Origin of the sequence: Streptomyces vinaceus (assembly GCF_008704935.1) — a bacterium.
GTDB lineage: Bacteria > Actinomycetota > Actinomycetes > Streptomycetales > Streptomycetaceae > Streptomyces > Streptomyces vinaceus.
In genome coordinates, this window is sequence record NZ_CP023692.1 from 6,644,547 (window position 1) to 6,657,859 (window position 13,313).

The 13,313-nt window shown below is 72.6% G+C and carries 11 protein-coding genes and 1 pseudogene; 9 read left to right on the plus strand and 3 right to left on the minus strand.

Annotated features, from left to right (window positions below):
- The first annotated feature begins 37 nt into the window (after positions 1 to 37).
- A complete protein-coding gene (locus CP980_RS29940) occupies positions 38 to 1,987 on the plus strand; it encodes an APC family permease (protein ID WP_132758975.1) in 1,950 nt (649 codons plus the stop codon).
- Here CP980_RS29940 and CP980_RS29945 read toward each other — a convergent pair.
- Together CP980_RS29945 and CP980_RS29950 are read right to left on the minus strand one after the other, a co-directional pair.
- Positions 1,896 to 3,176, minus strand: a complete 1,281-nt coding sequence (locus CP980_RS29945; protein WP_150529508.1) for a helix-turn-helix domain-containing protein — start codon at positions 3,174 to 3,176, stop codon at positions 1,896 to 1,898. The two genes, CP980_RS29940 and CP980_RS29945, sit on opposite strands and share 92 nt — an antisense overlap.
- A 130-nt stretch (positions 3,177 to 3,306) precedes the next feature.
- On the minus strand, positions 3,307 to 4,611 hold the full coding sequence (locus CP980_RS29950; RefSeq protein ID WP_150529509.1) for a M48 family metallopeptidase: 1,305 nt from the start codon (positions 4,609 to 4,611) through the stop codon (positions 3,307 to 3,309).
- Between the two features lie 214 nt (positions 4,612 to 4,825).
- On the opposite strand from CP980_RS29950, the pseudogene CP980_RS36430 reads away from it, so the two are divergent.
- From CP980_RS36430 to CP980_RS29985, 7 genes and pseudogenes are all read left to right on the plus strand, one after another.
- Positions 4,826 to 5,074 (plus strand): annotated as a pseudogene (locus CP980_RS36430) (helix-turn-helix domain-containing protein); the annotation flags it as partial.
- 268 nt (positions 5,075 to 5,342) lie between these two features.
- Positions 5,343 to 5,762, plus strand: a complete 420-nt coding sequence (locus tag CP980_RS29960; RefSeq protein ID WP_132758978.1) for a hypothetical protein — start codon at positions 5,343 to 5,345, stop codon at positions 5,760 to 5,762.
- Positions 5,759 to 6,550, plus strand: coding sequence for a transcriptional regulator (locus CP980_RS29965; RefSeq protein ID WP_150529510.1), 792 nt, complete (start codon positions 5,759 to 5,761; stop codon positions 6,548 to 6,550). The genes CP980_RS29960 and CP980_RS29965 overlap by 4 nt, the downstream gene beginning before the upstream one ends.
- An 80-nt stretch (positions 6,551 to 6,630) precedes the next feature.
- Positions 6,631 to 7,077 (plus strand): roadblock/LC7 domain-containing protein, encoded by a 447-nt coding sequence (locus tag CP980_RS29970; protein WP_229906992.1) that lies wholly within the window; start codon positions 6,631 to 6,633, stop codon positions 7,075 to 7,077.
- A 110-nt stretch (positions 7,078 to 7,187) separates the two neighbouring features.
- On the plus strand, positions 7,188 to 7,562 hold the full coding sequence (locus CP980_RS29975) for a hypothetical protein (protein WP_132758980.1): 375 nt from the start codon (positions 7,188 to 7,190) through the stop codon (positions 7,560 to 7,562).
- Between the two features lie 179 nt (positions 7,563 to 7,741).
- On the plus strand, positions 7,742 to 11,332 hold the full coding sequence (locus CP980_RS29980; protein WP_150529511.1) for a bifunctional glycosyltransferase/CDP-glycerol:glycerophosphate glycerophosphotransferase: 3,591 nt from the start codon (positions 7,742 to 7,744) through the stop codon (positions 11,330 to 11,332).
- A 137-nt stretch (positions 11,333 to 11,469) separates the two neighbouring features.
- The gene (locus tag CP980_RS29985; RefSeq protein WP_132758982.1) at positions 11,470 to 11,952 is read left to right on the plus strand and encodes a VOC family protein; all 483 of its coding nucleotides are present in this window, start codon (positions 11,470 to 11,472) and stop codon (positions 11,950 to 11,952) included.
- A 22-nt stretch (positions 11,953 to 11,974) separates the two neighbouring features.
- Here the strand turns inward: CP980_RS29985 and CP980_RS29990 are convergent, their stop codons facing one another.
- On the minus strand, positions 11,975 to 12,712 hold the full coding sequence (locus tag CP980_RS29990) for an SIR2 family NAD-dependent protein deacylase (RefSeq protein ID WP_150529512.1): 738 nt from the start codon (positions 12,710 to 12,712) through the stop codon (positions 11,975 to 11,977).
- A 166-nt stretch (positions 12,713 to 12,878) separates the two neighbouring features.
- Between CP980_RS29990 and CP980_RS29995 the strand changes: the two genes are divergently transcribed.
- A complete protein-coding gene (locus CP980_RS29995) occupies positions 12,879 to 13,310 on the plus strand; it encodes a hypothetical protein (RefSeq protein WP_150529513.1) in 432 nt (143 codons plus the stop codon).
- Positions 13,311 to 13,313 lie beyond the last annotated feature (3 nt).

The following is a 13,313-nucleotide window of genomic DNA, read 5'->3' on the forward strand; positions in this document are numbered from 1 at the left end:
GGGACAGGCTGCATGAAATATGCACGATCATGCAGGAATGAGGCGTATCAACCTGAAGCGCGTGCTGGTGGGTGAACCGCTCGACACCGCACGACTGGGCGAGACCCTGTTGCCCAAACGGCTCGCGCTGCCGATCTTCTGCAGCGACCCGCTCTCCTCCGTGGCCTACGCCACCGAGGAGATCCTGCTGATCCTCGCCCTCGGCGGCGTGGCGCTGCTCCACCTCGCCTGGTACGCGGCCGCCGCCATCGTCTTCCTGATGATCGTGGTCGTCGCCTCCTACCGGCAGACCTGTTACGCCTATCCCGGGGGCGGCGGCGCCTACGTCGTCAGCTCCGAGAACCTCGGCCAGACCGCCGCCCTGACGGCCGCCAGTGCCCTGCTCGTCGACTACGTCATGACCGTGGCCGTCTCCGTGGTCTCCGGCGTCGACGCCATCACCTCCGCGATCCCCTCCCTCAGCGACCACGAAGTCAGCCTGTCGGTGGGGTTCGTGGCGCTGCTGATGCTGATGAACCTGCGCGGCGTGCGGGAGTCGGGACGCATCTTCGCCATTCCGACCTACGGGTTCGTCCTCGTCATCTACGTCATGTTCGCCGTGGCGGCCGTCCGGCTCGCGACCGGCGCCACCATCCGCGCCGAATCCGCCGAGCTCCCGATCACCCCCGAGGGCACGTTCACCGGCCTGGGCCTGGTGCTCCTCGCGATGCGGGCCTTCGCCTCCGGCTGTACGGCGCTGACCGGCGTCGAGGCGATCAGCAACGGCGTCCCCGCCTTCCAGAAGCCCAAGAGCCGCAACGCCGCCAACACCCTGGCCGCGATGGGAGCCCTGTCGGTGACCATGTTCCTCGGCATCACCATCCTGGCCATGGTCTACGAGGTGCACGTCGCCGCCGACCCGACGGAACTGGGCCTGCCGCCCGGCACACCGATGTCCACCGCGCTCGCCCAGATCGGCCGCGCCACCTTCGGGAGCTGGCACTTCCTCTTCTACCTGCTCCAGGCCGTCACCGCGGGGGTGCTGATCCTCGCCGCGAACACCGCCTTCAACGGCTTCCCGATGCTCGCCTCGATCCTCGCCAAGGACCGGTACGCGCCCCGCCAGCTCTTCAACCGCGGCGACCGGCTCGTCTACTCCAACGGGATCGTGCTGCTCGCGCTCGCCGCCGTCGCCCTCATCATCGCCTTCGACGCCGAGCTGACCCGCCTCATCCAGCTCTACATCATCGGCGTCTTCGTCTCCTTCACCCTCTCCCAGGCGGGCATGGTGCGGCACTGGCGGCGCGAACTCGCCTCCCCGGCCACGCCCAGGGCGGAGCGGATCCACATCCACCGGCGGCTCGCGATCAACGCGGTCGGCGCCACCCTGACCGCCGTGGTCCTGATCATCGTCCTGCTCACCAAGTTCACGCACGGGGCCTGGCTGGTCGTCATCGCGATGCCGCTGCTCTTCTTCGGCATGAAGGGGGTCCGCCGGCACTACGACCGGGTCTCGGCGCAGGTCGCCGTCGCCGCCGGGGTCAAACCGCGCAAGCCCTCCCGCCACCACGTGGTGGTGCTCGTGGCGAACGTGCACGCCCCCACGCTGAAGGCGCTCGGCTACGCGCAGGCGCTGCGGCCGGACACGCTGACCGCCGTCACCGTCGCCGCCGACGAGGAGGACGCGCGGCGGCTGCGCGAGGCCTGGGCGGAGCACGACCCGGGCGTACCGCTGAAGATCCTGCACTCCCCGTACCGCGAGGTCGTCGGTCCCGTGCTCGCGCACGTCCAGGAGCTGGCCGCGGCGGAGGGGACGGACATCCTGTCCGTGGTGATCCCGGAGTACGTGGTGGGGCACTGGTGGGAGCAGCCCCTGCACAACCAGAACGCGTTCCGGCTGAAGGCGAGGCTGCTGTTCATGCCGGGGGTCGCGGTGATCGACGTACCGTACCTGCTGGAGTCGGCGCGGCCGGCGCAGACGGCGGAGCCTGCGCGATCGGCGCAGTGACCCGGTCGTCGGCGCGCTGGAGGACCGCCGCATGGGCAAGGGCAAGCTCCACCACGTGCGCCGGGTCGGAGAGGGTGCGGCCGGTCAGCCGCTCCAGGCGGCGCAGCCGGTTGGAGACGGTGTTGCGGTGGCAGTACAGCCGCTGGGCCGCGTAGGTCGTCGAGCCCTGGCAGGTCAGCCAGGTGCCCAGCGTCGTCAGCAGCACCCGGAGGTCCTCCGCGGGCAGCGCCAGGACCGGGCCGAGCACCACCTGCCGCAGCCGGCCCGCGAGTTCGGCCTGGGAGGCGACCAGCGCGGCGGGCAGCCGCTCGTCGAGCAGGGCGGTGCGCGGACCGCCGGACGCGGGGGCGGTGCGCAGCGCGAGCGCGGCCAGCCGGCGCGCCCGGGCCAGGTCGGCGGGGGTCTCCACGACCGGACTGACCCCGGCCCGGGCACCGGGCGGGGCGAGCGTGTCCCGTACGGACTCCAGCGGATGGTGGCCCAGCTCCACCAGGCCGGTCTCGCCTTCGGCGCGGATCCGCCACAGCACGCGCGGGCCCCCGGCGTCGAACGGGTCGGACGCGCAGAGGGGGTCGCCCGACGAGCCCGATTCACCCGATGCCCCCGACGCGCCCGGGGCGAGCACGACCACGGCGAAGCGGCCCCGTCCGGGGAGCCCCAGCTCGGCCGCGGGCCCGTCGGCCGGGCCCGCGCCGTCGAGCAGCGCGTCCAGCAGGGCCGACCGGCGCTCCCGCTCGTGGTCGCGGCGGGCGGTCTCCGTACGTCGGTACGCCTCCGACACCGCGTCCGTCAGCTGGTCCTGTACGTCCCACAGCACGGCCGCGGCCGGCAGCAGCCGGGGCAGCGCCGCCGGATCGTGCGCGGCCACCGCCTCTCCCAGGGTCTGCCACACCATGCGGCCGCCGCGCCGGCGGGTGCGCAGCAGCGAGGCGAGCGGCAGGCCCGCCCCGGCCAGGAGCGCGCCGGTGGCGCGGGCCTCGGCGAGCTCCACGGGCAGCCCGCGCAGGGCGCGGTCGAGGCCCTCGACGGACTGCCGGAGGTCGAGGCGGATCCGCTCGCGCAGCCCGGCCCTGCCGAGCAGGGCGGCGTAGACGGGATCCTCGGCCAGCGTCCGCGCGGCGAGCCGGTCCGCCGTGACGGTGATCCGGCGCGACAGGTCCTCGCGTATCTCCTCGATGATCCGCTCCATGACCGGCAGGGTGACACGGGGGAGGGGGCGCTGGGGAGGGCCGGGACCCGCCCCGTTCGCTCGCCTGTCCGAACCCTTCCCGGTCCGCCTCCGGCGGAGGACCTCGACGGAAGCGAGGCCGGGCGCCTGCTCAGCGCGCGAAATCGCGTATGACGCGGCGGGCCGCAGCGGCGCGCGCAGGCGCCAGCTCGGCCGCCACCGCCACGGCGCGGGCCCCGTCCCAGACGACCTGCGCCGGGCACGGGGCGCCCGCCGCCGCGCAGCGTCGGCGCAGATGAGTGGGCGGATGGGTGCTGTCGACCTGGTGCCCGCGCCGCGCGGCGACCCGGCGCAGCCGCTCGTACTCGTGCTCCGGAACGGCTGCGACGTGCGCGGCCAGCCGCTCCCACAGTCCGTGCTCCGCCGCCTCGCGGGCCTCGCGGCCGGCCTGGCCGCCCCGCATCTGGGCCGCCACCGACACCCGGCGCAGCTCGGAGCCGATCACGGGGGCGATCAGCAGCCGGTCCATCAGTCCCACGGTGCCCTCGGTGGATCCGGCCCTGGCCGCGCTGACGTCGGCGAGGTACTCGGCCCGCTGCGAGGCGCGCAGGGTCAAGTGGTCGAGGAGTACGAGCAGTCCGTACGCCGCCCACCGGGGCAGGAACGTCACTGCGTTCACGAACCGGTCCATCAGCCCCGTCGGTTCGGTCCGCGCCAGCACGTAGCACCACGTGTCCAGAGCGCGCAGCGCACCGTGCGTGACGAGGCCGCGCCGGGTGTCCCCGTGCGCGAAGTGCCCCAACTCGTGCCCCAGCAGGGCCACCCGCTCCTGCGGGGCGAGGACCTCCCACAGCCCGAGACCCAGCTCCATCACGCGCCGCCCTCGCAGGCCGTACGTAGTCACCGAGGCGTTGGCGCCGGGGGTGACCACCACGGCGTGCACACCGGCCGTCCCGACGGCGGCCCCCACCTCGTCGATCAGCTCGAACAGCCGGGGCGCATCGGCCCGGTACAGCACCGGGGCGTGCTTCGGCAGCCGTGCGGGCCGCGGCCGCAGCACCACCGCGAGCCCCAGCATCAGCGCACCCACCACCGGTTGGACCCCGGTGTCCCAGCCCAGGACGATCAGCAGAACCCCGGCCACCACCAGCATCACGGTCACCCCGTGCACCAGCAGCGAGAGCGCGAACGCCGCCACTGTGGCCGCGTCCCGCCCCGCGGGACCGTCCCCGACCCCGTCCCGCTCCATCTCGGCCGCGAGCTGCTCCCCGTACCCTTGCGCGAGCCTGCGCCGTGCGGCCGCGATCCTTCCGGCCACGGGCTCGGGCGCGCCCGGGTCCACGTTCCAGTCGCAGGCGGCGCACCACTGCACGTACCGCTCTTCGATGGAGATCCGGGTCCCGCACTGCGGGCACGACCGGACGGTGCCCGCCCCGACGACCGTTCTGCTTTCCACTCTTCCCTCCCCGCCGCGGACCGGCAGGATCCGCGGCGGGGGAAGGATAAGCGGTCGGAGCGGCAGGGGCGTGCTGGTTTTTGCGCGAGCCGGGGGTGCGGAGCCCGGGCGTGGTGATCTTATGTACGGGGCGTGCGCGAGTCAGCTGGGATTGTGGGCGGTGAAGGACTTTGATGGGGGTGCCAGGACTCGTACCGGAGCAGGGGGAGTATTCATGGTCACCGACGGCGGTCAGAAGGACGGCGACAGCGCACCCACCCTGAAGGACGGCGACAGCGCACCCACCCTGATCGGTTCCGTGCAGCGCGCGCTGCGCCTCGTGGAGGCGATGCACGCCGAGGGCGGGGCGACGGCGAAACGCCTCGCGCGCGTCACCGGCATTCCGCTGCCCACCGTGTACCACCTGCTGCGCACCCTCAGCCACGAGGGCTACGTCGAGCGCGAGGGCGGCGCCTTCCGGCTCGCGGAACACCTTCCGCTTGCTTCGTGAGCCCCCGGTCGAGCCGCCCTGTGAACCCCGTGCGCCCCGTGCGCCCTCTTGCGTGTTCGAGGGCCGTGATCAACATTCCTGATCAGAAGGCGATGGGTTCCGGCCACGCAGCCGCGTGGTTCTGTGCATGTTCCCGCGGAAAATGCCAGAAGCCCCTTCCGCGCTGTGGAACGTGAGTAAGTTCCCTCCTGTCGCGCCGTAGACCGTGCACCTCGCACGTCTGGCCGGGAGGGGAGCCCGCGTGCCCGGGATCGACGAATGCCTGCTCGAAGCCATGGCCCTGCCTGGTGCGCGGGGGGCCGCGCTGGTCGACTGGAGCAGCGGACTGGCGCTCGGCACCGCCGGGGAGTCGCCGGTCGGCGACCACGAGACCACCGCCGCCGAGACCGCCGAGCTGGCCCGGGCGGCCGCCGAGTACGAGTCCTTCGCCCAGCCCGCGCCGGATTCCGCACCGGGACCGGACTTCGGCGAGGCGGGCCCGGGCCTGCCCGTGGAGGACCTGATCGTCACCACCCGCACCGGCTACCACGTCCTCCGCTTCGTCGAGACCAGCTTCGACAGCAGCGTCTTCCTCCACCTGTGGCTGGACCGCACCGACGGCAACCTCGCCCTCGCCCGGCACAGACTCCGCATCCTCGCCGAGGGGCTGGTCCTCAGATGACCCCCGCCCAGGTCGGCGGCCTCGCCGCCGTCGCCGTCTCGCCCCTGCTGACCCGGCTCGCCGCCGAGCGCGCCACCGGAGCGCTGCTGCGCGACCGCGGCACCCTCTTCCTGGAGGACGGCCGCATCGTGCACGCCGAGAGCCCGGCCACCCCCGGCCTCGACGTCCTCCTCACCACCGGCGGCGGCCTCGCCCCCGAACGCTGGCGCGAGGCCGTGGACCGGGCCGGCGCCCGCCGCCAGGTCGCCCGCTTCCTCGTGGACAGCGGGGGTCTCGCCGGCGGGGAACTGGAGATCTGCCACCTCGCCGCGATATTCGACGCCGCCTTCTTCGCCCTGTCCCCGGGCACCGGGCCCTCCCGGTTCCGCCGCGGGGCCACCCACTGGATCGGCTCCGTCCGCTCGGTCCCGGCCGCCGCCGTCGAGCGCGAGACCCGGCGCCGGCGGGAACTGCTCGACGCGGTGTGGCCCTACCCGCTCCTCGACACCTCCCCCGTGGTCCCCCGGGCCGCCGCCCCCGGCCAGACCGTCACCGCCCGCCAGCGGACCCTGCTGGCCAGGGCGGACGGCGTACGGACCCCCGCGGACCTCGCGTGGGTCCTGGGCCGCCCGGCCTTCCACACGCTGCTCGACGTACGGCGCCTCGCGGCGGCCGGACTGGTCGAGACCCCCCACGCGCCGGTCCTGGCGCCGGTCGAAACATCCCTGCCCGACTGGATCACCCAGACCCAATCCCCGGACGTGGCGCTGCTCCGCCGGTTACGTGACGCACTGGAGGCAAGCCTGTGAGGCTCCCGCTGCGACCGGCTCTGCGCCCGGAGCGCGCCGACCGCTCCGAACGGAGGCAGCCCGAAAGGAGCAAGGCCGACATGAGCACGGCGATGGTGCCCCCCGAGGCCGAAGCCGAGATACTCGCCGAGCTCCGCAGGCTGCGCGCCCGGGTCCCCCAGCTCACCGGCGCCCTCGCCGGCAGCGCCGACGGCCTCGTCCTCGCGCAGGACAGCGCCGCCACCGAGGTGGAGTCCGTCGCGGCACTGACCGCGGCCGCCCTCGGCGTCGCCCAGCGGCTCAGCGACTGCACCGGCCAGGGCGGATTCCGTGAGCTGCTCGTACGGGGCGAACACGGCTACGTGGCCACGTACGCGGCCGGCGACGCGGCCGTCCTCACCCTCATCGCGGAGACCCGCGTCAACGTCGGCCGGCTCCATCTGGAGGCCCGCCGCTCCAGCCTGCGGATAGCAGAGCTCATCGACCAGGTCCTCGGGCGCCGCGGCCCCGAGGTCCCGCACGCCCAGGTCCGTACGGACCAGGCGTAGTCCGACGGATCCGGCGTGGAAAACGCCGGAAAACCGTCCGAAATCACCATGAAACCGCCTGGACTTCGCCAGAACCCAGAGCCGGAACCCAGAGAGAACAGGAGCCATTCATGGCCAATGTGGAGACCGCCCTCAAGGAAATCCTCGCCACCATCGACGGCGCGATCGGCGCCGCCCTGGTCGACTACGGCAGCGGCATGGCCCTCGGCACCATCGGCGGCGGCAAGGACCTCGACCTCACGGTGGCCGCGGCCGGCAACACGGACGTGGTCCGCGCGAAGGTCCGCACGATGGAGATGCTCGGCCTCAAGGACGAGATCGAGGACATCCTGATCACCCTCGGCACCCAGTACCACCTCATCCGGCTGATGAAGAGCCGCGACTCCAAGGGGTTCTTCCTCTACCTCGCGCTCGACCGGGGCCGTGCCAACCTCGCGATGGCCCGGCACCAGCTCATGAAGATCGAGGCGGAGCTCGAAATCTGAGCACACGTTCGGTCCGAGCCCGACGCAGAGGTGGCGGGCGGCTGAATTCTTTGCCGTCCGCCCCGGGAGCTGCGGGTCTTATGTCCAGGATGGGGGGACTTTATCATCCCGTTACCGAGTAGGATGCTCTCATCACCTGATCATCGAAATAGCTTGAAACGCTGGAGAACCCGCCACCCATGCCCCCGCGCCTGAGCATCGTCGTCCCCGTCTACAACGTCGAGCTCTATCTCGACGAGTGCCTGGAGTCCATTGCCGCCCAGACGTTCGCCGACTTCGAGTGCATCCTCGTCGACGACGGGTCCACCGACACCAGCGCCGTCATCGCCAAGGCCTTCGCCGCGCGGGACAAGCGTTTCCGGGTCGTCATGCAGGAGAACGCCGGACTCGGCGCCGCCCGCAACGTGGGAGCCCGCCACGCCGCCAAGGACAGCGAGTACCTGGCCTTCGTCGACAGTGACGACACGATGCCGGACTACGCCTACGAGCGCCTGATCGCGGCCCTCGACGAGACCGGCTCGGACTTCGCCGGCGGCAACGTGAAGCGGTTCCGCTCCGTGGGCATGCAGCAGTCCTGGGGCCACCGGGCGGCGTTCGCCAAGACGCAGCTGAAGACCCACATCTCCAAGTTCCCGGCGCTGGTCACCGACCGCACCGCGTGGAACAAGGTCTACCGGCGCAGCTTCTGGGACGAGCACGGCTTCCAGTACCCCGAGGGCATCCTCTACGAGGACGCCCCCGTCAGCATCCCCGCGCACTACTTCGCCTCCAGCGTCGACGTCATCAGCGACTGCGTCTACCACTGGCGCGTGCGCGAGACCGGCGAGCGCTCCATCACCCAGCGCTCCACCGACCCGGTCTCCCTGATCGACCGCGTCACCTCCGTCCGCCTGGTCCGCGAGGCCCTCAAGGCCAAGGAGGGCGCCAAGTACGCCCGCTACCTGCGCGACTACGACTACAACGTGCTGAGCGAGGAGCTCCCGCTCATCTACAAGTACGTGGGTGAGGGCGGAGCCGACTTCCGCGCCGCCTTCGTCAAGGAGGTCGGCGGTCTCGTCCGCGAGATCGGCACCGGCCCCTGGTCCGACCTGACCGTCGCCGACCGCCTCAAGGCGTACCTGGCCCGCGAAGGCCGCGTCGAGGACTTCATCGCGCTCACCAAGCACCAGAGCGACTACTCGTACAGCGTCCCCGTCAAGGGACTCGCCCGCCCGCAGGCCGACTACCCGTTCCTGCACGGCCGCCCGCCGGTCCCCGCCAAGATCCTCACCCTCGGCCCGCGCGAGCGCCGCGTCGTCAGCCGCCTCGAACAGGCGGTCTGGAGCGACGGCAAGCTGCTGCTGCGCGGCTACGCGCTCCCCGGCCACCTCGGCGCGGAGAGCCGCCTCGGCTCGCGCAAGATGCTCGTCTTCCGCGAGGGGGGCAAGCGCCGCCGCACCGTCGTCACCGCGCGGACGGTCGCCTCCCCGATGGCCACCGTCAACGCCCCGCACCTCGCGCTGCGGCACGCCGACTGGGCCGGCTTCACCGCCGTCGTCGACCCCACCGCCTTCCAGTCCGGAGGCAAGTGGAACGACGGCATATGGACCACCTCCGTCGCCGTCACCGGAGCCGGCGGCCTGCACCGCGCCCGCCTCAAGGGCGGCGAGTCCGACAGCGGCCAGAACCCGCCCGCCCACTGGGTGACCCCGGACGTCCGCATCGTCCCGAACTCCACCGGCGCCCTCACCATCCAGGTCGAGACCGTCCGGGCCCGCGCCCTCGACGTCCGCCCCTCCGGCGACGACGCCATCGAGGTGAGCGGAGAGCTCGCCGCCGAGATCGGCGCCGGCGCCACCCTGCGCGCCGAGCACGTCTCCACCGCCGCCGTCCTCACCTTCCCCCTGGAGACCGCCGCCGCGAGCGGCTCCGGCGGCGCCGGCCGGATCCCCTTCACCGTGCGCGTACCGCTGGCCGGGCTGGCCGCCGTACCGGACGCGGAGTGCGAGCCGGGCGAGTGGGCCCCCGAGCCGTGGAGCCTGACCGTGGTCGGCGCCGACGGCTCCGAGCACCGCCTCGCGCACGACGAGCGCGGCGGATTCGCCGGCCTGGTCGTGCCCCTGGCCGGCGGGGACACCGGCCGCGCCCTGTTCGCCAAGCGCGGCAACACCGGCCACCTGACCCTCTCCGTGCAGCCCTCGCCGCCGCTCGTGGACTCCGTCACCGGCCGGGACGGCACCCTCACGATCAAGGGCCGCTTCGTCGCGCCCACCGACGAGCCGTACGAGCTGGTCCTGCACGACGCCCACGGCGCCGAGTACAGCTACCCCGTCAGCCGGGACGGCGACCGCTTCGAATCCACCTTCGAGCCGGTCCTCCCCGAGTCCTACGCGGGCCGCACCACGCTGCCGAAGGGCCGCTGGTGGCCCACCCTGCGCCCGCTCGCCCAGGGCGGCACCACCGCGGGCCTGCTCGGCGTCGACCGCGGCGCCCCCGTGCAGTTCGCGCCCACCGCCCTGCACGACGGACCGACCGCGATCACCGTCCTGGGCCGCCGGATGCGGGTCGAGGCCCGTTTCTACGACCGCATGGTGCTCGTCTCCGACCCGCTGCTCAGCCCGCACGACCGCTCCCGGTACGCCCAGCGCGTCACCCGGTTCGAGACCTACCCGGCCCAGCGCGCCCTGCCGGTCAAGGACATCGCCGTCTACGACACCCACCAGGGCAACGGCGCGGGCGACTCGCCCCGCGCCATCCACGAGGAGCTGCTGCGCCGCGGGGAGAAGCTGGACCACGTCTGGCTCGTCCGCGACGGCCGCGCCGAGGTCCCCGCGACCGCCCGCGCCGTCCCGTACGACAGCACCGAGGCCTGGGAGCTCCTGGCCCGGGCCCGTTACTACGTCGTGAACGACAACGTGCCCCGGCGCTTCCAGCGCCGCCCCGGCCAGATCGTCGTCCAGACCTGGCACGGGACGCCGATCAAGGAGATCGGTCACGACTTCATCCACGACTACTACACGAGCCCCGAGATCCTGGAGGGGCTGGAGCACGACAGCGCCCAGTGGTCGCTGCTCGCCTCCCCGAGCTCGTACGCGACCCCGATCCTCAAGCGGGCCCTCGGCTACCACGGCGAGGTCATCGAGTCCGGCAGCCCGCGGACGGACGCGCTCGTCAAGCCCGACGCGCAGCGGATCGCCGAGGTCCGCCGCCGGCTCGGCCTGCCCGAGGGCAAGAAGGTCGTCCTCTACATGCCGACCTGGCGCGAGAACCGCGAGGGCTGGTCGGGCGGCTACAAGCTGGACCTCCAGATCGACCTGGACGCGGCGCGGCGCGAGCTCGGCGAGGACCACGTCCTGCTGGTCCGCGGCCACCACCACGTCACCGAGCAGGTACGGGACAACGTGCGCGACGGGTTCGTCGTCGACGTGTCCCGCTGGCCCGACGCGACGGACCTGCTGCTCGTCGCCGACGTCCTGATCTCGGACTACTCCTCGGCGCTGTTCGACTTCGCGCTCACCGACCGGCCGATCCTGCTCTTCACGTACGACCTGGAGCACTACCGGACCACGCTGCGCGGCTTCAACTTCGACCTGGAGGCCAAGGCCCCCGGCCCGCTGCTGGCGGACTCGGCGAGCCTGATCGAGGCCGTACGGGGCGTGGACGCGATCGGGGCGGAGTTCAAGGAGGCGCGGGCCGCGTTCCGCGCCGAGTTCTGCGACCTGGACGACGGCGGCGCCGCCGGGCGCGTCGTCGACCGCATGCTGTCGATGGCGGCCGAGCCGGCGGTGTAAGCCGTCCGGGTGCATTCAGTACGCGTTGCCGACCGGCCCCGGGCCCACCGATGAATTTCGGGCCCGGGGCCGGTCTGTACAGGAGAGGGAGGGTGAACCGCCTTCCCGCTTCGACCGGCACACGCCTGGAGGCAGTCATGACGAGCAACGGTTTCACCACGTGCCTGTGGTTCGACGGCGAGGCGGAGGCCGCCGCCGACTACTACGTGTCGCTGTTCAAGGGCGGCAAGCTGGGCCGGGTCGCCCGCTACCCCGAGACCGGGCCGGGCCGGACGGGTGCCGTGATGACCGTCGAGTTCGAGATCAACGGCCAGAGGTTCGTCGGCCTCAACGGAGGCCCCCAGTTCACCTTCAGCGAGGCGATCTCGTTCCAGATCGACTGCGACGACCAGGCCGAGGCCGACCACTACTACGCCGAGCTGACGAAGGACGGCGGCGAGGAATCCGCCTGCGGCTGGGTCAAGGACAAGTTCGGTGTGTCCTGGCAGGTCATCCCGGCCGGGTTCACCGAACTGGTCGCGGACCCCGACCCGGAGCGGGCCGCCCGCGCCATGGCGGCCATGATGAAGATGAAGCGGCTGGACGTCGCCGAGCTCCGCAGGGCGGCCGACGCCGGCTAGCGAGTGGGGCCCCGGGGCCGTCTCAGGCGGGGCCGGGGTCGCCGATGCGGGCCAGCAGGGCCGGGAGCGCGGTCCCGATCGGCTCGCGGATCACCTCGTCGGCGAGGGAGTCGTACGGGGTCTCCTCGGCGTTCACGATGACCAGGCGGGCCCCCGCCTCGGCGGCCATCCCGGCCAGCGAGGCGGCGGGCTGCACCTGGAGCGTCGTCCCGACGGCGATGAACACGTGGCAGCCCTTCGCCACGGCGACCGCCTGCGCGAGCACCTCGGGGTCGAGCCGCTCGCCGAACATCACGGTGGCCGACTTGAGGATCCCGCCGCAGGCCAGGCAGGCGGGGTCGGGCTCCCCGGCGGCGACCCGGGCCAAGGCCTCGTCCATCCCCGACCGGGCACGGCAGGCCGTGCACACCACCGCCCGCGCGGTCCCGTGCAGCTCGAACACCTTGCGCGCCGGCATCCCGGCCAGCTGGTGCAGTCCGTCCACGTTCTGCGTGATCACCCGCACCGGAGTGCCCGATCGCTCCAGCTCCGCCACGGCCAGATGCGCGGCATTCGGCTGCGCGCCGAGGGCCCCGATGTCGGCGCGCATCCGCCAGGAGCGGCGCCGGATCTCCGGATCGGCCATGTAGTACGCGTACGTCACCAGCTTCTCGGCGTCCGGATCGCGGCGCCACAACCCCTGCGGCCCCCGGTAGTCCGGAATTCCGGAATCGGTCGACATCCCGGCCCCACTGAACACTGCGACGAGCGGCTTCCCCATGTCGCGACCCTATGTACGGCCGGGCCGCAGCCGCGACCGTATTAACGGGGCCCGCGGGGCGTGCGCGTCCGAGAGGGGCGTTCCTGCGGTGAATCCCGCCCCCCACAGGAGTGAGATCCACGGCCCACCCCTGCCCGTGAACGCCCCGGGCGGTTACACATCCGGCATGAAGACCACCCCGTACAGCCTCGGTGCCCTGCTGCTGGCCCTGCTCGTGCTGCCGGCCCCGGCCACCGCCGTCGCCGCCGACCCCACCCCGGTCGCCGTCGCCCGCCACCGGCACACCGCCTCCGAGATCAGTGCCTTCCTCACCGCCTTCTACGGCCACCACGGCCCTTCCGCGCGCGACCGGGAACAGAGCATCTCGCAGCAGCTCAAGGAGAAGCAGGCGCACGCCCCGAGCACCGACGTGCTGCTCTGCGCGCAGAACGAGCCCCAGGACATCGTGGTCGGGGCGGTCACCGTCGCCCAGTCGGCCGGGATCGGCTGGGCGACGGTCACCACCCACTGGGCGGCGGACCAGACCGACACCTTCACCGCGTACGTGCGCCTCGACTCCCGGCCGATCAAGCTCGATGACGTGATCTGCGCGGGCTGATCC

What these genes read in the sequence shown, in the direction of transcription:
- CP980_RS29940 (WP_132758975.1), top strand. Translation starts at nt 38, where the DNA reads ATGAGGCGTATCAACCTGAAGCGCGTGCTGGTGGGTGAACCGCTCGAC.
- CP980_RS29945 (WP_150529508.1), bottom strand. Translation starts at nt 3,176, where the DNA reads ATGGAGCGGATCATCGAGGAGATACGCGAGGACCTGTCGCGCCGGATC.
- CP980_RS29965 (WP_150529510.1), top strand. Translation starts at nt 5,759, where the DNA reads ATGACCCCCGCCCAGGTCGGCGGCCTCGCCGCCGTCGCCGTCTCGCCC.
- CP980_RS29970 (WP_229906992.1), top strand. Translation starts at nt 6,631, where the DNA reads ATGAGCACGGCGATGGTGCCCCCCGAGGCCGAAGCCGAGATACTCGCC.
- CP980_RS29975 (WP_132758980.1), top strand. Translation starts at nt 7,188, where the DNA reads ATGGCCAATGTGGAGACCGCCCTCAAGGAAATCCTCGCCACCATCGAC.
- CP980_RS29980 (WP_150529511.1), top strand. Translation starts at nt 7,742, where the DNA reads ATGCCCCCGCGCCTGAGCATCGTCGTCCCCGTCTACAACGTCGAGCTC.
- CP980_RS29985 (WP_132758982.1), top strand. Translation starts at nt 11,470, where the DNA reads ATGACGAGCAACGGTTTCACCACGTGCCTGTGGTTCGACGGCGAGGCG.
- CP980_RS29990 (WP_150529512.1), bottom strand. Translation starts at nt 12,712, where the DNA reads ATGGGGAAGCCGCTCGTCGCAGTGTTCAGTGGGGCCGGGATGTCGACC.
- CP980_RS29995 (WP_150529513.1), top strand. Translation starts at nt 12,879, where the DNA reads ATGAAGACCACCCCGTACAGCCTCGGTGCCCTGCTGCTGGCCCTGCTC.